We start from the raw sequence: 18,250 nt of genomic DNA, 5'->3' as shown, positions 1-18,250 counted from the left end.
CTTACTGCAGCCGCGTATCGACATCGCCATAGCTGCGCGCCAGAACGATCTCGGTGATGGCGATCAGCGTTTCGGCCCGGGTCTTCAGGTCGGGCGCCTCCAGCAGCGCCTGCTTTTCCGCCGGCCCGTAGGGCGACATCATCGCCATGGAATTGACCAGCGTCGCGTTGCTGGCGCGCTCCACGCTCTCCCAGTCCGCTTCCAGCTTGTTGGCGTCCAGATAGGCCCGGAAGGCTGACAGGAGCGCATCGCGGTCGACGCTCTGCTCGTCGTCGTGCGCCGTCAGATCGGCGATGAAGGGCGCGATGCGGAAGCTGCGATAGGCTTTCGTGCCCCGCACCTCTTCCATCAGCCGGTAGCGGCAGATGCCGGTGAGCGAAACGATATAGCGGCCGTCGCCGGTCTCGGCAAAGGAGGTGATGCGCCCGATGCAGCCGACCTGGCACAGCGCCGGGGTCTCGGCCTCGTCATCGTCCTTGCGCTCGCCGCCAAAAACGGGCTGCACCATGCCGATCAGCCGGTGCGAGGCAAGCGCATCGTCGAACATGGCAAGGTAGCGTGGCTCGAAGATATTGAGCGGCAGCTGGCCGCCGGGAAGAAGCAGCGCGCCCGTCAACGGAAAGACCGGAATGGTCTCCGGCAGGTCTGCCGGTTTCAGATAACGCGCGTTTCCCACTTGCATTGCAGTGCCTTCCATTCCGCGGCGCAGCCCGCAGCCTCGCGCCTTACCCCGAATGTGGGGTAGGCCCGGCGATTCTCAAGGGAGGCCGGGCCGCTGACCTGAAAAACTCAGGAGAACAGGATCGACGACATCTTGCGGCGGGCGGCAATTGTCGCCGGATCCATCGGGCCCCAGACCTCGAAGAACTGCAGAAGCTCGCGCCGCGCGCCGTCATCCTCGAAGGCACGGTCGCGCTTCATGATCAGTAGCAGGTGGTCGGCAGCAGCCTGCCGATCGCCCTCGACATTGCGGATCTTCGCAAGCTTCATGCGCGCGGCATGATCGTCCGGGTTGACGGCAAGCGCGTGTTCCAGCGCAGCCGGATCACCGAGTTTGCGGGCTTCCTCGATCTGGTCGAGCTTCTTCAGCACCGCGCTGACGGCAGGGTCGGCCGCCACCGCCTCGGGCAGGTTGGTGAGCGCCTGGCGGGCATTGTCATGCTGGCCGACGGCGATCATGCATTCGGCGATGCCGGCGAGCGCGCCGGCATTTTCCGGATCGGCCTGCAGCAATGCGCCGTAGAGATCGGCCGCACCCGCGACATCGCCGGCTTCGAACAGCGTCTTCGCCTCGGCAAGCAGCGCCTCGATCTGGGCCTTCTCATCGGCGTCGGCCGGACCGGCGATCTTGTCGATGAACTGGCGGATCTGGCTCTCCGGCACCGCACCCATGAAGCCATCCGCCGGGCGGCCGCCGACGAAGGCGACGACGGCCGGAATGGACTGGATGCCGAGCTGGCCGGGAATGGACGGATGGTCGTCGATGTTGAGCTTGACGAGCTTCACGCGGCCCGCACTTTCGCGCACGACCTTCTCGATAACAGGCTGCAACTGCTTGCAGGGCCCACACCAGGGCGCCCAGAAATCGACGAGCACCGGCTGATGACGCGAGGCCTCGAGCACATCGCGCGCGAAGTTCGCGGTCGTCGTGTCCTTGATCAGGTCGTCGGCCGCGGGCGCGCCGCCGCCATAGCTCGCGGAAACGTTCATCTGCCCGCCATAGGACGATGCATAGGGATTGTCGCTCATGGTGTCTCCTGTCGCGCGTCGCGCCCGAATATCGCTTCAGCGCCCAAAATCGTATGTCAGGCCGTGACTTTCAAGACAAGCGGCTCATGTCCCGTCGCTTCGATGAAGCGCATGAGGTCCTTGGCGCCAATCGAGGTCGTCGCATCGTTGCGCAGCGGATGGCAGTTGATCGTATCATACGCCATCAGATCCGCATCGATGATGATCTTCACCTTGCCCTCGGTGTCGTTGATCACGCCGAAGGCCGTGACGGCGCCGGGAATGACGCCGAGATATTCCATCAGCTTCTCCGGCTTGCCGAAGGACACGCGGCTTGCCGCACCGATGATGCTGTGCACCGTCTTCAGGTCCACCGTCGCATGCTCCTCGACCGTCATCAGGAAATAGTTGTCCTTCTTGTCCTTCACGAAAAGGTTCTTCGTGTGGCCGCCGGGAATTTCATCGCGCAACGAGACCGATTCGGCGACGGTGAAGACCGGCGCGTGTTCCTTGGTGCTGTGCGTGATTCCCAGTCCGTCGAGGAACGCGAAAAGCTCCTTGTCGGTCTTCGGCTGCATGTCCGTCATCTCTTTGGCTCCGGCCCGATTTGTCCTGTCCGCTGATAGGCCGTCACCCGTCTTCACGCAACCGCCCGGGAATCAGGGAGTTTGGGAGCGGACGCATTTTTTTCTGAAAAATCCTTCATTTCCCTGTTGCAATTGAAAAGGCCTTGGGTCATATAGCGCCCGTCGCCGCAACGCAGCGACCTTCGGCCAACCACTACCCCAGGCCGTCGACGATGAGCGGGTGTAGCTCAGGGGTAGAGCACAACCTTGCCAAGGTTGGGGTCGAGCGTTCGAATCGCTTCACCCGCTCCATTCTTTTCAAAGTTTCGAAGCCTCGGTTCGCAGGGGCTTTTGTGCTTTTTGGCCACGCCGTCGCTATTCTAGCGCGCTGCAATTACCAGAACCATCCGGCTCGAAGCGCCTTGAACGCCAGTTGTTCGCTTGCAAGCAAACGTCTGCAATCTGGCATTGTTTTTTACCGTTATAAATGAGACTTCTGGTATTGTTTTCCCAGCCCCCTAAGGCATGGCGTTTCGCCAACCGTATCGGGAATGCTCCGTGAGGAAATTCCAAGGCAATGCGCATAACGCCCTCATCACTCCCGATATCCCTTATTCTTTTTGTCGCGATCATTCCGATCTTGATAGTTTATTTTCTCGAGATCAGTTTTGCGGCCTTTCTCCTTATCATCGTCGGGCCTGCTCTGCTCGTGAACGCGGGCATGGTCGGTATCGGCGCAGAGGCACTCTTCGGGCGGGTATCGCGTTGGTGGTTGTTGGTTCCCCTTGTTTTTTACGGCTGCTACGGCGCAGTGGCCGTTCACGACCGCATCACGCTAAGCTCGCTCACCGCAGCTTATGACGCGGAAAATGCACGGATAACCATCCCGTTCGATCCGGCGGTTCATTCGCTGGCCGTCGATGACCATTCCGGCGAATGGCTCACACAGAATACCGACTTGCCCGTCGCTTACGCTGCCAATCCGAATTTCCCCGAAGGATATCTTTCGTATCGGGTAGCGGATAAAGCGGTCTGCGACAGAGTCCGCAGCGTCCGCGCCTTGCGAGCCGCCGCCATAAATAGCTTGGGATTCCACAATGAGGGCGTCACAACCGCGCAGCGGTTCGAAACCCGCTTCTGCCAACTTTCAATGCCCGAACGGCCGACGCTTTCTCTGGCGAGAGTCTCCCTTGCAACCGAAAATACACGAGTAGGATGGCTGCCCGTTCGGCGGTCCACTACAACCGTTACCATGCCGGACGGAAAACAATTCCATCTCCTCGGAGGTGATGCGTTTCCCCTGCGCTGGTTACCCATCCCGATGTTCGGATGCGGAGTGATCTCGACACGAGCGGATGGCAAATGTAGCGCATCCTTCTTGCGTGAGAGATACTGGCCTATCGTGTCAGGAGAGATGGAATACAACCGGGATAAAGTGGTCCTGGCGCGCGCCTTGGGACTGAACCTCGTAACGGCTGAGGATCGTAAGGGTGGAGACCCGACATTGGTCGTTGAAAAGATCGCAAGCGTGGAACAGGCGGCAGTTAAGCAAGAGTTGGCAGCGCTCGATATCCTGGCCGCCAACCCTGCGGAAAAAATCAAGGGCTTTGAGATCGATGATATTATCCATCGCCCTGATGCCCTGGCCTCGCGCGCAGAGGTTATCATGGCCGCGCTGGAGCGATCGGCAACCATCAGCGATCGGGATAGTGCAGCAGAGAACGGTGCGATCTTTGCGCGGCTGCTTGCAAGCCTCCCCCGCGATCATTTCAATGAATTTGGGCCTCGCATCCTCGCCCTTTACCATCACGCAGACGACAAGCATTGGCTGTGGAGTGTGGCCGCGCTGTTGGGACGACTCGGCGATCTGGGCCCGGATGCGCTACCTTACTTGCGCCGCGCGCAGGCATTGGCGCTTTCTCCTGACAGCGCCGTAATCGAAGGCCTTTGCCGCATCGGCCCGCCCGCTCGCGCTGTCGCGGAACCGATGCTGGTCGACTTCTGGTCGAAAGTACGTGACGGACGCGAGCGAGACCTCCCAGCCGCCATATATGTTGCCATGCGCCGTATCGGAGGCTCGGACAGGCTTCTTGTAGAAGGTGGGCTGAGTCAACTGAGCCTCCTGCAGTCAAAGTGGCCTGGGATCTCGCCACGTTCACCGTCTCGCGTCTGCAACATACCCGCCGAACGCCGAGCACGAGACGAGGAGAAGTCCGGCGGCAAGCGCCTCTCCAACCTTTATTGAGCGACGGGCTCCACCTCACCCCTTGCCGAACACGTAGTCCGTCTTCTGCCGCAGGGTCTCGCCGGGGCGCAGGATGGCGTTGGGGAAGGTCGGGTGGTTGATGGCGTCGGGCCAGATCTGGGTTTCGAGGCAGAGGCCGGAGAATGCGTCGTAGCGGCGGCCTTCGAGGCCCTCCAGCGGTTTGATATAGGCGCCGGTATAGAGTTGCAGGCCGGGCTCGGTGGTCACCACCTGGAGCGAGAGGCCGGAGGCGGGGCTGCGGACCTCAGCGACGAGGCGCGGGGCCTCGCGGCCATGCGACAGGCAGAAATTGTGATCGAAGACCACGCCGCCTGCCTCCATCTGGCGGCGGAGCGGCGTCCAGCCGCGCAGATCGAACGGCGTGCCGGCGACTGGGCGGATTTCGCCCGTCGGGATCAGGTTGTCATCGACAGGCAGATAGTGTTCCGCCTTGATGCGGATTTCATGATCGAAGATGTCCTCGCCGCCGTCGAGAATGAAATAGCTGTGCTGGCACAGATTGACCGGCGTTGGCGCATCCGTGGTTGCCTCGTAGGTGACGGAGAGGGTTCCGTTGCCGGATAGCGCATAGGTGCAGGCGATGGCGCAGGTGCCGGGATAGCCGGCACGGCCGGCAGGGTCGGTCAGCGTGAGGGTAACGAAGTCGGTGCCGCTCTCGGCGATGCGCCAGTTCTGCTGGCTGATGCCGTCATGGCCGCCGTGCAGGTGGTTCACGCCGCGCTCGTTGCATTCGAGCTGGTAATCCGCGCCGTCGATGGTGAAGCGGCCGCCGGCGATGCGGTTGGCGCAGCGCCCGGCTGACGCGCCGAAATAGGTGATGTGCGTGAGATAGCTTGCGAGATCGTCGAAACCCAGCACGAGCGGCGCATCATGCCCATCAAGGCGCAGGTCCTGAATGATCGCGCCGAAGGTCAGCACCTTTGCGGTGAGCCCGCCACCGCGGATCGTTACGCGCTCGACGACCTCGCCGGAGCCGAGCCGCCCGAAAATCTCCTGTCCTGCACCCATGGCCATCTCCTCCCGCTGCCTGATCATTGGCCGGCAAACTGCGGCAATTCCAGGCGATCCGCAATCGAAAAGTCATACTTTTCGATGTGTTTCAGAGGTTCTTCTGGTACACGATGAAGGGCGTCTTTTCAGCGATGCGGTCATAGAGCTGGCGTGCTGTGGCGTTGAATTCCTGCGTCATCCAGTAGACCTCCGGCGAACCCGCCTCCTTCGCCTTGGCATAGACGCCTTCGATCAGCGCCCGCCCGATGCCGGAGCCGCGCACATCGGGGTCGGCGAAGAGGTCCTGAAGGTAGCAGACATTGCCAGTCGTCCAGCAGGAGCGATGGAAGAGATAATGCGCAAGGCCCACCGGCTTGCCATCAAGCGTGGCGAGAAGGCCGCGATACTCGCCCCCTGCCGCCTCGCCCGTCAGCCGGGCGAAGGTGCTGGCATAGACCTCCTCGGACAACACCGTCTCGTAGAAGGCGAGATAGGCGGTCCACAGGCGGCGCCACGCGCCCTCGTCGTCCTTGTGCAGCGGGCGAATGACGACGCGGCTCATGGCATCAGGCTCCTGTTCCGATCTTCTCGAGGTCATAGGGCGTGGTCTGGTAGATTTCGTTGATCCAGTTGCCGAACAGCAGATGGGCGTGCCCGCGCCAGCGGTTCTGCGGCGGCAGGGCCGGATCGTTGTGCGGGAAGTAGTTCCGCGGCATCTTGATCGGCACGCCGGCCGAGACATCGCGGAAATATTCGTCTGCGAGCGAGGTCGAATCATATTCGACATGATTGAAGATGTAGAGGCGGTTGCCCGCCTTCTCCTGGACGAGGCAGACACCCATTTCGTCCGAATCGAGCAGGATTTCGAGGTCGGGCACGGCGCGGATATCCTCCGCGCGGATCTCCGTCCAGCGCGAGACCGGCACCTCGAAATCATCCGAGAAGCCGTTCAGGTAGATCGACGAGGGCTTGCGGTTGTGGTGACGGTAGACGCCGAAGGCCTTTTCATCGAGCGTGTATTTGGGCACGCCGTGGAAATGGTAGATCGCCGCCATCGCGCCCCAGCAGACATTGAGCGTCGAATGGACATTGGTCGTCGTCCAGTCGAAGATCTGCTTCATCTCGTCCCAATAGGTGACTTCCTCGTAGTCGAGGGTTTCGATCGGGGCGCCGGTGATGATGAAGCCATCGAACTTGCGGTGCTTCACCTCTTCCCAGGTGTCGTAGAAGGCGAGCAAGTGCTCCTCCGAGGTGTTCTTCGCGCGGTGGCCGCCGACGCGCACCAGCGACAGCTCGACCTGAAGCGGCGAGGCGCCGACGAGGCGCGCCATCTGCACTTCCGTCTTGATCTTGTTCGGCATGAGGTTGAGCAGCCCGATCTGCAGCGGGCGGATATCCTGCCGGATCGCCACCGTTTCGGTCATCACCCGCACGCCCTCGTTGACGAGGGTCTGGAAGGCGGGGAGCGTATCGGGAATCTTGATGGGCATGTCTCAACTCGATCCAAAACAAAAACCGGCCGCAACGATGTCGCAACCGGTCCACGTAAGGCTCTTCCTCGCGCGGCCCTTTAGCGACTTGTTTAACGTGGCTGCAAGCCGGCCGGCCAAATCACCACGGCCTCCTAGATAGCGCCTGTTTGCCGGCGAATCAATCCGCCGGTCTTCAAGTGTAAAGGGCCCGGATGCGGCGGGCATCCGGGCCTCGTCTTTTGCTGCGGCAAGCAGCGCTCAATAATAGCTGTAGTAGCGCTTGCCGACGACGATCCTCACGCCGTAGTGCCCGCCGTAATGACGCTTGGCATAGTGCTTCCTGTAACCGTGATGCTTGTAGCCATAATGCTTGTGGCCATGGCTCTTGTAGCCGTAGGAGCCGGCATGGGAGGGCGCGGCGAAGGAAATGGCAGCGACGGCGGCGACAAGGGCGGAGATGATGAATTTGCGCATGGGACTCTCCTGATCTCTTTCGGTTGCAGGATGAGGTCCTCTCATCCAATGACCGAACGATCGCATGCCCAGGCGGCGGCCGCTGTTTCGCGGGGAACAGGGCTTCGAGACCGTCTCAGCCCTCCAGCTCCTCCCGCAGCATTTCCAGCTCCAGCCATTCCTCTTCCATCTTCGTGAGCGAGGCGCGCAGCTTTTCCATTTCCGCGGCAAGCTTGTTGAAGGTGGCGGGGTCCTTGGTGAAGAGGTTGGGATCGGCCATCTTCGCCTCGCGGGCGGCGATTTCCTTTTCGGCCTTCTCCATTTCCTTCGGCAGGTTTTCCAGCGCGAATTTCTGCTTGTAGGAAAGCTTGCCCTTGGCCTTGCTGTCAGACGGCGCGGTGGCGGCGGGCGCGGCTTCCGCAGCCTTCGCCTTCTCGGCCTTCTCCGCCCGGCGCTTGTCTTCGATGACGCCGCGGCGCTGCGCCATCATGTCGGTATAACCGCCGGCATATTCGATCCAGCGCCCATCCGGATTTTCCGGATCGGCCGGCGCGATGGTGGAGGTGACGGTGCGGTCGAGGAAATCGCGGTCGTGGCTGACGAGCAGCACCGTGCCGGTGAAGCCGGCGACGATCTCCTGCAACAGGTCCAGCGTCTCGATGTCGAGGTCGTTGGTCGGCTCGTCGAGGATGAGCAGGTTGGTCGGCCGCGACAGGATGCGCGCCAGCATGAGGCGGGCACGCTCGCCGCCGGAGAGATTGCGGATCGGCGTGCGGGACTGCTCGGGCTGGAACAGGAATTCCTTCATGTAGCCGGTGACATGGCGCTGCTCGCCGTTGACCAGCAGCGTCTCGCCGCGCCCGTCGGTGAGGTAATGGGCGAGCGTGTCGTCGAGGTTCAGGTCCTCGCGGCGCTGGTCGAGCGTGGCGATCTCCAGATTGGTGCCGAGCTTCACCGTGCCGCTGTCGGGCGCGAGCTGGCCGGTCAGCATCTTGAGCAGCGTGGTCTTGCCCGCACCGTTCGGGCCGACGAGACCGATGCAATCGCCGCGATGCACGCGGATGGAGAACGGCGCGACGATGGTGCGGTCGCCATAGGCCTTGGTGATCTTGTCCGCCTCGATGACCAGTTTGCCGGATTCCTGCGCATCCGAAACGCTGGCCTGCACGGTGCCCTGCGGCCCCTTGTGGCCGCGGTAGCGGGCGCGCAGATCATGCAGCGCGCCGAGGCGGCGCATGTTGCGCTTGCGCCGCGCGGTCACGCCATAGCGCAACCAATGCTCCTCACGCTCGATGGCCTTACCGAGCTTGTGCTGTTCAAGCTCCTCGGCCTCCAGCACCTCATCGCGCCAGGCCTCGAAATGGCCAAAACCCCGGTTGAGCCGGCGCGACTGGCCGCGATCGAGCCACACGGTGGCGTTGGAGACCTTTTCCAGAAAGCGCCGGTCATGCGAGATGACGATCAGCGCCGAGCGGGTGGATTGCAGCTCGCCTTCCAGCCATTCGATGGTCGGCAGGTCGAGATGGTTCGTCGGCTCGTCGAGCAGAAGGATATCCGGCTCCGGCGCCATGACGCGGGCGAGCGCCGCACGGCGCGCCTCGCCGCCCGACAGGGACTTCGGATCTTCCGTGCCGTCGAGACCGAGATGTTCGAGCAGGTAGGTGACGCGGTAGGGGTCGTCGCTCGGGCCAAGACCCGCTTCGGCATAGGCCGCGACCGTGTCGTAGCCGTCGAAATCGGGCGCCTGATGCAGGTAGCGGATCGTGGCGGACGGGTGGCGGAAGACTTCGCCCGACTGCGGCTCGGCGAGGCCGGCGGCGATCTTCATCAGCGTCGACTTGCCCGAGCCGTTGCGACCGACGAGACAGATGCGGTCGCCGGGCTCAACCTGCAGGCTTGCGCCCGCAAGCAGCGGCGTGCCGCCGAAGCTGAGGAAGATATCATCGAGTTTGAGAATGGGCGGTGCCAAGGATCAGGCTCCTGAGAGATCATAGGGCCGGGCGATGAGGATCGCGCGGCCGGAGGCAAGCGAAACGCGGATAGGACCTTCCGCGACATTGGAGATGGTGCGCGACGAGCCGAAGGGCAGCGCGAAATCGGTGAGCGGGTAGCGCACGTTTTCGAGATAAAGCCCCGACAGCGGCGTGAGGCCGAGCACGGAAAACAGGCTGCCGGCGGGCAGGTCGATATCGCGGCGGCCCGGCAGGAGCGGCCACGCCTCCTCCTCGCCGGAGGTGAGCTTGATGGCGACGCCGGCTTCCGCAAGCGAGAGGGCGTGGATGAGATGCATCAGCGCATGGTCGCTGCGCTCGCCGCCGAGCGCGCCGGCAAGGAGGATGGAGCGGGCGCCGCGCCCGGTGGCAACGGACACGGCAAGCTCGCCATCCGTTTCGTTCTTGGCGGCCGGATAGGGCTGGCGCTCGACATCGGGCCATGCGGCCAGAAGCTCCGGCGGCGTCGAATCGAAATCGCCGACCCACAGATCCGGCGTCACGCCGAGGCTTTGCGCATGGCGCATGCCGCCATCTGCCGCGATGAAGCGCGCGCCGGCAATATCGGCCGCCAGACGCCTCGTCGCGACGAGCGCGCCCCCGAGGAGGACGACATAGGTTTCATCTGTCGAAGCCGGCATGGTCATGGCTGATGCCCTTAGCGCATGTTGCGGGGAAAGGGAAAGAATTTGGCGTTGGCGGGCGTGGGCCGGGCCGCCAGCACGACGATCCACGTGGCGGTTTCGCCCGTGGTTCCAAAAAGCATTCGGACGTGGCGCTGCAAGCTGCCTTATCTGAATGGTATGTAAATGGCACCTTTCAGCGCCCCGTTCAGCGGTTTTTGCCCGCGACTCCGGTCTCTCTGCAAAGGCGGGAAAGGAGGATGTTGACCGCCGGTTTCCGGGAAGGGCATGGCCGTTTGACAACCGGAGCGCACGCCTTGGCGATACGGCGGAAAGTGTTGCCACCTCCCGGCCTGTTTCCATCCCGGCGGACGATGCCGACGCATCCGCCAGTTCCGCCCCCTTGTGTGCCGCACAGGCACGCCCGACGCGCCGTTCGGGGCTTGAAACGGCAGGATCGGTCCGACATCCCGCCATTTCCCCCGTGTCGCCGGAGGGAGACCACTTTCCGCGAGCCCGGTGCATGAGGTTTCGCGTCATCCCCTCACGCCCCGCGCCGACCCCGCCTCGCCGCAACGCCTTGCGGTGTATCCGAGGGCGGGATGGGGGGATTGTAGGCACGGATGATGCGGGCGGGGAAAACGACGCCGAATTTTGCTGCGAAATCAGGGCGTGCGCTGGGTGTATGTCCTCGGGTCACGCCCAGGCGCCCACCACCACAAAGGGCGGGTGCGTGCTATTCGGCGATGATCTTGTACTTCTCGCCGGGGCGGACCGCGCTGCTGACGGTCATGGCGTTGATCAGGCGGAAGAGGTCGAGCTTGCGGTCGGTGCCGAGCATGCGGCCGGCCAGCGTGGCGACGGTATCGCCCGGGCGGGCGGTGACGACGCGCACGCGCAGCGGCTTCAGGCTCTCGACTTCCGCCGGCGTGAGCTTGCGGAACGAGTTGCGCAGGATGTTCGCCGTCGGGTCGAGTGCCGGCGAACCGGTCGGCACGGCCGTCAGGAAACGGTAGATCTTCTTGTCGATGCGCACGACGGTCACGTCGAACTCCCAGCGGTCGGCGGCAGCGCGCGCGGTTGCGGCCTCCAGCCCGTTGAGGCTGACGGAACGGATGGTATCGGGCCTCAAGCCCGTCACCCAGCCGCTGGAAATGTAGTTGACGAGGTTCTGGCCGCGGCTGTCGGCCACGCCGTCGAAACGGATGGCGACATCACCGGGGCCGGTCGCCAGCACGGCATCGGCCTTGTTGTCGATCTGGAATCCGGCCGGCACGTCGAAGCGGATGCCGAGCTTGCCGTGCAGGAATGTCTGCCCGCGCACATAACCCTCTTCCGGCGCATCGCCGTAGAGCAGCCCGTCGATGCCGGCGAGATAATAGTCGCGACCGCGATCACCCACCTGCCCTTCCGCACCGAAGGCACGGGCATGCATGCGCGCCAGCTCCACGCGCTGCGGCGCGTTGGGATGGCTCGACAGGAAGTCGAGGCTCTGGTCGGCATCGGGGTCGACCGCCGTGAAGCGGGCATAGGCCGCCATGGAATCGAGGAAGCGGGCAGCGGCATAGGGATCGTAGCCCGCCTCGCCCAGCATGCGCACGCCGATGACGTCGGCCTGGAGTTCCTGGTTGCGCGAGAAGGCTGCAAGGCGCAGCTTGCCGCGCGCCAGCGCCTGCTTGCCGGCGATGTTGCTCGACAGAACCTCGGCGACCACGCGGCTGGCGATGACCTCGGCCTCTTCCTTCTTCTGCCGCTCGATGCCGTGATTGGCGGTGACATGCGCCATTTCGTGCGACAGCACGGCGGCGACCTCGGAGGCATCGTCGGCAAGCGCCAGGAGGCCACGCGTCACGTAGAGATAGCCGCCCGGCAGCGCGAAGGCATTGATCGCGGGCGAATTGAGGATGGTGATGCGGTAGGACTGGTTCGGGTTTTCCGAGACCTGAGTCAGCGCGCCGGCGATGCGCGCGACGAGCCGCTCCGTCTTGGCGTCCTTGTACTCGCCGCCATAGCTCGCGACGATGCGCGGATGCTCGCGCGCGCCCATCTGGGCACGCGGATCGTTCTTCTGTACCTCGTCGACGATCTGCGGATTGGAGGACGGCGCGATCGTGGGCTCATAGCTCTGCTCGATCAGCGACTGACAGGACGTCAGCATCGTGGCGGCAAGCAAAAGGGCCGCGACAGGTCTCTTCACCCCGCGTCCGGATACGATTGCAGCTGCCTGCCTTGCCTTCGCCATGTCTCTTGCCCACGCCCCTTGATGGGTCCGCCCCTCGTCTGCAGTCAAAGGATGCAGACACGGCGCGGCTTGTGCGTTTGTGAATGCAGGAGATAGACGCGCCCCATACAGTCGGCAACTCCCCATTCAACAAACGGTTCCCATGTGGCTCCGGTGACACAGGGGGGCGACCAAATTGTGGCGCCGGGCGCGGCAAAAGCACCCCGGCTTTCGCTAAAGCACGGAATGGCCGAGGAATTTCGCGATGTCGGCGGGTTCGCGCCGCGCCAGGAAATCGCTGGCCGGCTCGTGGAAGCGGATCCTTCCATCCGTCACGTAGATCACCTGGTCTGCCAGCCGGCCGATATCCTCGGGCTGGTGGGTGATGAACAGCATGGTCGCCTTCGTCTCGGCGACGAGGTCGGCAAGCAGCGCCGCCATATCCGCGCGCATGGCTGGATCGAGCGCGGCGAAGGGTTCATCGAGCAGCAGGATCGGCCGGCGGCGCACCAGCGCGCGGGCAAGCGCCACACGCTGCCGCTCGCCGCCCGACAGCGAGCCGGGCAGGCGCTTCTCGTAACCGCCGAGGCCGACGCGGGCGAGCGCCTCGGACACAGTGCGCCGCGCAGCCGCATCCAGACGCAGCCCCGGATCAATACCGAGGCCGACATTGTCGGCGATGGTGAGGTGGGAAAACAGGTTGTTGTCCTGGAAGACGATGGAAACCGGCCGCTCGGCGGGATCGCGGCCCGCCATGTCCTCGCCAAGCAGGCGTACCGTACCGCTCGCAGGCGTCTGGAAACCGGCAATGACGTTAAACAGGGTCGACTTGCCCGCCCCCGACGGCCCGACCACGGCGATGGCGGAACCGGCTTTTATGGCGCAGTCGAAGGCGAGCGTCTTTTCGGCAAAGCGCACGGTGACATCGGAAAGGACGATGGCAGTCTCAGGCATCCGGGCCGGTCCTTTCGGTTGCGCGCTCGGGCGCGGTCGAGGGCAGCGTCAGGAGCAGGCAAAGCACGCCGAGGATGAGCGCGATGCCGGCCGCATCTGCCGTGCGGTAACTTGCCATGCGTGAGTAGAGCAGCCAGGGCAGCGTGACGAAACCCTCCGCACCGAAGATAGCGACGGCGCCGAGATCGCCGAGCGACAGCGCCATGGCGAAGGCGAAGGCGGTGAGGAACGGTTTCTTCAGCGCCGGCCAGTCGATCGTCATGAGGCGCCGGCGACCCGTGATGCCGAGGCTGAGCGCCAGGCGTGCGGTGCGCGCAAGATGCGTGCGGTAGGCAGGCTCCAGCACGCGCACCACGAAGGGCAGCGCCATCAGCGCATTGATGACGGTGACGATGGCCGGGGCGAAGCGGCCGGTCTCCCCGAACAGCCGCAGCATCAGGAACCAGCCCGTCGCCACGACGACCGGCGGCACGAGCAGGATGAGCGAGCCGACTGCCGGCAGCCCGACCGCCATGAGCCGCCGCGCCGGCCGCGACGCGCCGCTTTCGGCAAGCTGCGGCACCAGCACGACGGGCAACGCGATGGCGAGGCTGAGGCTGGCGGAAGCAAACGAGATGGCGAGGCTGGTGAGGAGTGCCCGGTGCAGCATCGGATCGAGCGCCAGCCTGCCGAAATCGGCGGCGAGGCCCGAAACGAGCGTCGCCAGCAGCGGGGCGGCGGTGAAGAGGGTGAAGGCGAGGATGACGAACCCGTCCGTGAGGCGCCGCCGGCGGCCGTCGAAGCGGCGGATGGCGCGGCCCGCCGTCACGCCCTCATCCTGCGGCCGGCCGAACAGCGAGAGGACGAAGAGCAGCAGCGCCGTGACCGCGATCTGCAGGAAGGCGAGCAGGACGGCGCGGGCGGGATCGAAATCGAAGCGCAGCGCCTGGTAGATCGCCACCTCGATGGTGGTGGCCGCCGGCCCGCCGCCAAGCGTGAGAACAAGGGTGAAGCTCGTGGCGCACAGCATGAAGACGAGGCCGGCAATGCCCGGCAGCACGCGCCGGATGACCGGCCATTCGATGAGCCGGAACACCGCCCCGCCGCCCATGCCGAGATTGGCCGAACTCAGCCAGTATTCCGGCGGGATGCGGTCGAGCGCGGCAACGAGGAAACGCACGGCAAGCGGCAGGTTGAAGAACACATGGGCAATGAGGATGCCCGTCAGTCCGTAGACGCTGACCGGGTTCTGCAGGCCCGCAAGCCGCAAGAGATCGTTGACGACGCCCTGCCGGCCCCAGATCTCGATGACCCCGAGAGCGGCAACCAGCGCCGGCAGGCCGAGCGGCACGGCTGACAGCCGCAGAATCCAGACACGGCCGAAAAAGGCGCGCTGGCGCGCCAGGGCACGCGCCACGGGAATGGCCAGCGCCACCGACAGGAGCGTGGAAAGGGTGGCCTGAAGAAAGGTGAAGCGCGCCACCCGCAGGATATAGGCATCGAACAGCGGCGCGTCCGCGCCGGACCCTGTGCCGGCATGACCGAGCAGCACGGCGGTCGCCGCGCCGACGAACGCCAGCACGCCGCCAAGCGCGAGCGCGCCGGCGATATCGAGCGTGCGTCTTTCGGCGCGGGCGAAGATCACGATGCTTATCCGGCTTACTTGGCGCTCATCACGGCGAGCCACTCGTCGATCCAGGCCTTGCGGTTGGCCGCAACCTCTTCCGGTGACATCAGGAAGGTCTTTTCCGGCTTGACCAGCGCATCGAAGGCGGCGGGCAGCGGATCGCGGGTTTTGGCGGCCGGCATCATCCAGTTGGTTTCCGGGATGATCGACTGGAAATCCGGGCCGGTCATGTAGGTGAGGAACTGGCGGGCGAGATCCTTGTCACCAGCGGTGCGGGTGAGACCGGCAACCTCGATCTGGATGTAATGGCCCTCAGAGAAGGCGGCCGCCTTGTAGCGCTCGCTCTTCTCCGCGATGACGTGATAGGCGGGCGAGGTCGTGTAGGACAGCACCATCGGCGCCTCGCCCTTGGTGAACAGGCCATAGGCTTCCGACCAGCCGGGCGTGACCGTGAGCACACGGCGCTTGAGCTTTTCCCAGGCCTCGGGCGCCTTGTCGCCATAGACCGACTTCACCCAGAGCAGCAGGCCGAGGCCCGGCGTGGAGGTGCGCGGATCCTCGATGACGATCTTCTCCGCGGGATCGCCCTCGACCAGTTCCTTGAGGCTGGTCGGCGGGTTCTTCAGGGTCTCGCTGTCATAGACGACGGCGAAATGGCCGTAGTCATAGGGCAGGAACGTATCGTCGGAGAAGCCGCCGGGCACCGTCAGGTCCTTGGGCGAGAGACCGTGCGTCTCGAACAGGCCCGTGGCCTTCGCCTCGGCGATGAGATTGGTGTCGAGACCGAGCACGATGTCGGCCTTGGTGCCCTCGCCCTCCAGCTTGAGGCGGGTCAGGAGTTCCACACCGTCTGCAACGCCGACCCATTCGACGTTGCAGCCGCAGGTCTTCTCGAACTCTTCCTTGACCTTGGGGCCCGGGCCCCATTCGGCGATGAAGCTCTCATAGGTGTAGACGGTGAGCGTCTTTTCCTGCGCGATGGCAGGAGCGGCAATGCACACGGCAAGCGCCGCAGCCAGAGTGGAAAATAGCGTGCGCATCCGCGCCTCCTTGTTTGTCACAAACGGGAATAGGGCGCTGGATTGAGCCGTCTAATCCCTCCGCCGGTACGAGCCGGATCAGGTTCTTCGGGTTGGCGGTACCGCCTCTCAGCCAGCAGACCGAAACCTGCGGGCACCCCGTTAGAGCAGAACAAGGCATAATCCGGCCTGCGACGGCGCGCAAGGGGCCGGTGGGGCAACAAGCCCTGACGGGCGGGAGTGGGCGGAAAATCGGCCTGTTCCGTAGGAAACAGCGGACAATGCCGCACGGTGCGATCTTCTCATCACCGGACGAGAACAGCTCGTCGCAAGCGAGGTCAGGCCAGACATCAGGAGAGCCCCATGCGCAAGACCATCGTTTCCGCCACTATTGCCCTCGTCGCCGCCGTTTCCGTCGCAGCGCCCTCGTATGCCTGCGACGACAGCTACGGCTACGAACCGCAGTGCTTCATCAAGAAGGTGAAGTCCTACGACTATTACGGCGATGTCGTGATCCGGAAGATCAAGGTCTGCAACTGAACCATATCGTCAACGACCTCCCGAAAGGCCCGGATGTCCCTGCATCCGGGTCATTTGCATTGGGGGGCGTGTGGGCCCTTGGGTCGGGCCCGAGGGCCCGTGAAGACCCGGCGCGACTACAGCTCAGGCGTAGGCGAAATCCGTAGTCTTGCTGACGAGCACGGCCTTCAGCTTTTCGAGCGCCCGGTTCTCGATCTGGCGGACGCGTTCCTTCGAGATGCCGAGCAGGACGCCGAGTTCCTCAAGCGTCGCGCCGTTTTCAGCGAGGCGGCGGGCGCGGATGATCTTCATCTCGCGTTCGTTGAGTTCGCCAAGCGCGGAATGGAGCCAGTGGTGACGGCGTTCGCCATCGATGGAGCCTTCGGCCTGCTCATCCGGCAGGGGGGCCTCGCTGGCGAGAAGATCGATGCGGCTGGCGCCTTCGCCCTCATTGGGCGAGATCGGCGCCTGCAGCGAGATATCCGACGAGGACAGGCGCGCATCCATGGTGCGCACGTCGGCGGTGCTGACACCGATGGCGGCGGCGATTTCCTGATGCATGGCCTCGGCGGTCAGGCGGGTATCGCCGCGGGCGAGCCGGGCGCGCAGGCGGCGCAGGTTGAAGAACAGCGCCTTCTGCGCCGAGCTGGTGCCACCGCGCACGATGGACCAGTTGCGCAGCACGTAATCCTGAACCGAGGCGCGGATCCACCAGCTGGCATAGGTGGAGAAGCGAACCTGCCGTTCCGGCTCGAAGCGGGCGGCGGCCTCCAGGAGACCGATATAGCCTTCCTGCACGAGATCGCTGAGCGGAAGGCCGAAATTGCGGAACTTGCCCGCCATCGAAACGACAAGGCGCATATGGGCCATGGCGATGCGGTTACGGGCTTCCTGATCTTGATTGTTCTTCCAGGCCTGGGCAAGAGCCTGTTCCTCGTCCCTCTCAAGGTAGGGCGCGGACATGGCAATCTTGATCATGCGGCGCTCTGCAGTCGTCGTAGCCATCAGTCTCTCCACGTGAACCGAAACGGCTCCGGGGAGGCACGCGCCGCCCGTTCGCCCATAGAGAAGACATTCCGGAGAGGCCAATGGATTGCCCGGCACGGCCGGGACAATGCCGCGGCACAACGCCCTTCGGTCATCCTCGGCCAGTCAAACGGGCATGCTGCAAAAAAGTTCCATAAAAAAACCCGGCTGTCGCCAGCCGGGCTTTAAATCGTGACGGAGCGCCCTAGATCAGGCGGCCTCGTCCTGGCTGTCATCTTCCTCGATGGCCTTGCCGCGCTTCGGACCCTTGGCGAGGTTCGTCTCCACGAGGCGAACGGCTTCGGTTTCCGACATCTTGTTGACGGCGGCGATTTCGCGGGCCATGCGGTCGAGAGCGGCTTCGTAAAGCTGGCGCTCGGAATAGGACTGCTCCGGCTGGTTCTCGGCGCGATAGAGGTCACGGACCACTTCGGCAATGGAGATCAGGTCGCCGGAATTGATCTTGGCATCGTATTCCTGCGCGCGGCGCGACCACATGGTGCGCTTCACGCGGGCCTTGCCCTGGACAACCTTCAGCGCGCGTTCGACGAAATCGGTCTCCGACAGTTTGCGCATGCCGATGGATACGGCCTTGGCAACCGGCACCTTGAGACGCATCTTGTCCTTTTCGAAATCGATGACAAAAAGCTCGAGCTTCATGCCGGCGACTTCCTGCTCCTCGATGGCCACGATCTGGCCGACACCGTGAGCGGGATAGACGATCGACTCGCCGGTCTTGAAGCCCTGGCGCGTGGAAGATTTCTTCTGCTGGGTCGTCATTCTGTTCAAATACTCCCTGTTACACTCCCCGATGAG

Annotated in this window: 17 protein-coding genes, 1 tRNA gene and 2 riboswitches; of the genes, 3 read left to right on the top strand and 15 right to left on the bottom strand. The window is 63.9% G+C overall.

Features of this window, described 5'->3' with window-relative positions; translation table 11 throughout:
• Position 1 precedes the first annotated feature (1 nt).
• From MNR02_RS01210 to MNR02_RS01200, 3 genes are all read right to left on the bottom strand, one after another.
• Entirely contained in the window at positions 2-682 is a 681-nt protein-coding gene (locus MNR02_RS01210) for an LON peptidase substrate-binding domain-containing protein (protein WP_241947797.1), read from the bottom strand.
• A 107-nt stretch (positions 683-789) separates the two neighbouring features.
• Positions 790-1,749, bottom strand: coding sequence for a thioredoxin (gene trxA / locus MNR02_RS01205; RefSeq protein WP_241947796.1), 960 nt, complete (start codon positions 1,747-1,749; stop codon positions 790-792).
• Positions 1,750-1,805: 56 nt separating this feature from the next.
• Complete coding sequence (locus MNR02_RS01200) at positions 1,806-2,315, bottom strand: prolyl-tRNA synthetase associated domain-containing protein (protein WP_241947795.1); 510 nt, start codon at positions 2,313-2,315, stop codon at positions 1,806-1,808.
• Positions 2,316-2,531: 216 nt separating this feature from the next.
• Here MNR02_RS01200 and MNR02_RS01195 point away from each other — a divergent pair.
• Positions 2,532-2,606, top strand: a tRNA-Gly gene (locus MNR02_RS01195).
• 265 nt (positions 2,607-2,871) lie between these two features.
• Complete coding sequence (locus MNR02_RS01190; protein WP_241947794.1) at positions 2,872-4,539, top strand: hypothetical protein; 1,668 nt, start codon at positions 2,872-2,874, stop codon at positions 4,537-4,539.
• A gap of 15 nt (positions 4,540-4,554) precedes the next feature.
• Here MNR02_RS01190 and MNR02_RS01185 read toward each other — a convergent pair whose 3' ends face one another.
• From MNR02_RS01185 to thiB, 10 genes are all read right to left on the bottom strand, one after another.
• Positions 4,555-5,568, bottom strand: a complete 1,014-nt coding sequence (locus MNR02_RS01185; RefSeq protein ID WP_241947793.1) for an aldose epimerase family protein — start codon at positions 5,566-5,568, stop codon at positions 4,555-4,557.
• Between the two features lie 91 nt (positions 5,569-5,659).
• Positions 5,660-6,112: a GNAT family N-acetyltransferase gene (locus tag MNR02_RS01180; RefSeq protein ID WP_241947792.1), complete on the bottom strand. Its 453-nt coding sequence runs from the start codon at positions 6,110-6,112 to the stop codon at positions 5,660-5,662.
• A gap of 4 nt (positions 6,113-6,116) precedes the next feature.
• Positions 6,117-7,040: a homoserine O-succinyltransferase gene (gene metA, locus MNR02_RS01175; RefSeq protein WP_241947791.1), complete on the bottom strand. Its 924-nt coding sequence runs from the start codon at positions 7,038-7,040 to the stop codon at positions 6,117-6,119.
• A 60-nt stretch (positions 7,041-7,100) separates the two neighbouring features.
• Positions 7,101-7,178, bottom strand: a riboswitch (SAM riboswitch).
• A gap of 102 nt (positions 7,179-7,280) precedes the next feature.
• A complete protein-coding gene (locus tag MNR02_RS01170) occupies positions 7,281-7,496 on the bottom strand; it encodes a hypothetical protein (RefSeq protein ID WP_241601002.1) in 216 nt (71 codons plus the stop codon).
• Positions 7,497-7,611: 115 nt separating this feature from the next.
• On the bottom strand, positions 7,612-9,444 hold the full coding sequence (locus MNR02_RS01165) for an ABC-F family ATP-binding cassette domain-containing protein (RefSeq protein WP_241947790.1): 1,833 nt from the start codon (positions 9,442-9,444) through the stop codon (positions 7,612-7,614).
• A gap of 3 nt (positions 9,445-9,447) precedes the next feature.
• Positions 9,448-10,107, bottom strand: a complete 660-nt coding sequence (locus MNR02_RS01160) for a thiamine diphosphokinase (RefSeq protein ID WP_241948798.1) — start codon at positions 10,105-10,107, stop codon at positions 9,448-9,450.
• Positions 10,108-10,825: 718 nt separating this feature from the next.
• On the bottom strand, positions 10,826-12,247 hold the full coding sequence (locus MNR02_RS01155) for a M48 family metalloprotease (protein ID WP_241948797.1): 1,422 nt from the start codon (positions 12,245-12,247) through the stop codon (positions 10,826-10,828).
• 297 nt (positions 12,248-12,544) lie between these two features.
• The gene (gene thiQ / locus MNR02_RS01150) at positions 12,545-13,264 is read right to left on the bottom strand and encodes a thiamine ABC transporter ATP-binding protein (RefSeq protein ID WP_241947789.1); all 720 of its coding nucleotides are present in this window, start codon (positions 13,262-13,264) and stop codon (positions 12,545-12,547) included.
• Entirely contained in the window at positions 13,257-14,885 is a 1,629-nt protein-coding gene (gene thiP, locus MNR02_RS01145) for a thiamine/thiamine pyrophosphate ABC transporter permease (protein ID WP_241948796.1), read from the bottom strand. Before thiP ends, thiQ begins: the two co-directional genes overlap by 8 nt.
• A gap of 17 nt (positions 14,886-14,902) precedes the next feature.
• On the bottom strand, positions 14,903-15,910 hold the full coding sequence (gene thiB, locus MNR02_RS01140) for a thiamine ABC transporter substrate binding subunit (RefSeq protein ID WP_241947788.1): 1,008 nt from the start codon (positions 15,908-15,910) through the stop codon (positions 14,903-14,905).
• Between the two features lie 38 nt (positions 15,911-15,948).
• A riboswitch (TPP riboswitch) is annotated at positions 15,949-16,061 on the bottom strand.
• 191 nt (positions 16,062-16,252) lie between these two features.
• Here thiB and MNR02_RS01135 point away from each other — a divergent pair.
• On the top strand, positions 16,253-16,429 hold the full coding sequence (locus MNR02_RS01135) for a hypothetical protein (protein WP_241947787.1): 177 nt from the start codon (positions 16,253-16,255) through the stop codon (positions 16,427-16,429).
• Between the two features lie 123 nt (positions 16,430-16,552).
• Here the strand turns inward: MNR02_RS01135 and MNR02_RS01130 are convergent, their stop codons facing one another.
• Positions 16,553-17,413, bottom strand: a complete 861-nt coding sequence (locus MNR02_RS01130) for an RNA polymerase factor sigma-32 (protein WP_241600997.1) — start codon at positions 17,411-17,413, stop codon at positions 16,553-16,555.
• A 231-nt stretch (positions 17,414-17,644) separates the two neighbouring features.
• Positions 17,645-18,214: a CarD family transcriptional regulator gene (locus MNR02_RS01125; RefSeq protein WP_226921750.1), complete on the bottom strand. Its 570-nt coding sequence runs from the start codon at positions 18,212-18,214 to the stop codon at positions 17,645-17,647.
• Positions 18,215-18,250: the final 36 nt, after the last annotated feature.

Origin of the sequence: Shinella sp. H4-D48, from assembly GCF_022637395.1 — a bacterium.
In the GTDB taxonomy this organism is placed as follows: domain Bacteria; phylum Pseudomonadota; class Alphaproteobacteria; order Rhizobiales; family Rhizobiaceae; genus Shinella; species Shinella sedimenti.
Note: the sequence above shows the minus strand (reverse complement) of the source record. Positions and strands in the feature narration are given on the sequence as shown.

Excerpts from the sequence above, each read along its gene's own strand:
- MNR02_RS01210 (WP_241947797.1), bottom strand. The coding sequence starts at position 682 with ATGCAAGTGGGAAACGCGCGTTATCTGAAACCGGCAGACCTGCCGGAG.
- trxA (WP_241947796.1), bottom strand. The coding sequence starts at position 1,749 with ATGAGCGACAATCCCTATGCATCGTCCTATGGCGGGCAGATGAACGTT.
- MNR02_RS01200 (WP_241947795.1), bottom strand. The coding sequence starts at position 2,315 with ATGACGGACATGCAGCCGAAGACCGACAAGGAGCTTTTCGCGTTCCTC.
- MNR02_RS01190 (WP_241947794.1), top strand. The coding sequence starts at position 2,872 with ATGCGCATAACGCCCTCATCACTCCCGATATCCCTTATTCTTTTTGTC.
- MNR02_RS01185 (WP_241947793.1), bottom strand. The coding sequence starts at position 5,568 with ATGGGTGCAGGACAGGAGATTTTCGGGCGGCTCGGCTCCGGCGAGGTC.
- MNR02_RS01180 (WP_241947792.1), bottom strand. The coding sequence starts at position 6,112 with ATGAGCCGCGTCGTCATTCGCCCGCTGCACAAGGACGACGAGGGCGCG.
- metA (WP_241947791.1), bottom strand. The coding sequence starts at position 7,040 with ATGCCCATCAAGATTCCCGATACGCTCCCCGCCTTCCAGACCCTCGTC.
- MNR02_RS01170 (WP_241601002.1), bottom strand. The coding sequence starts at position 7,496 with ATGCGCAAATTCATCATCTCCGCCCTTGTCGCCGCCGTCGCTGCCATT.
- MNR02_RS01160 (WP_241948798.1), bottom strand. The coding sequence starts at position 10,107 with ATGCCGGCTTCGACAGATGAAACCTATGTCGTCCTCCTCGGGGGCGCG.
- MNR02_RS01155 (WP_241948797.1), bottom strand. The coding sequence starts at position 12,247 with ATGCTGACGTCCTGTCAGTCGCTGATCGAGCAGAGCTATGAGCCCACG.
- thiQ (WP_241947789.1), bottom strand. The coding sequence starts at position 13,264 with ATGCCTGAGACTGCCATCGTCCTTTCCGATGTCACCGTGCGCTTTGCC.
- thiB (WP_241947788.1), bottom strand. The coding sequence starts at position 15,910 with ATGCGCACGCTATTTTCCACTCTGGCTGCGGCGCTTGCCGTGTGCATT.
- MNR02_RS01135 (WP_241947787.1), top strand. The coding sequence starts at position 16,253 with ATGCGCAAGACCATCGTTTCCGCCACTATTGCCCTCGTCGCCGCCGTT.
- MNR02_RS01130 (WP_241600997.1), bottom strand. The coding sequence starts at position 17,413 with ATGGCTACGACGACTGCAGAGCGCCGCATGATCAAGATTGCCATGTCC.
- MNR02_RS01125 (WP_226921750.1), bottom strand. The coding sequence starts at position 18,214 with ATGACGACCCAGCAGAAGAAATCTTCCACGCGCCAGGGCTTCAAGACC.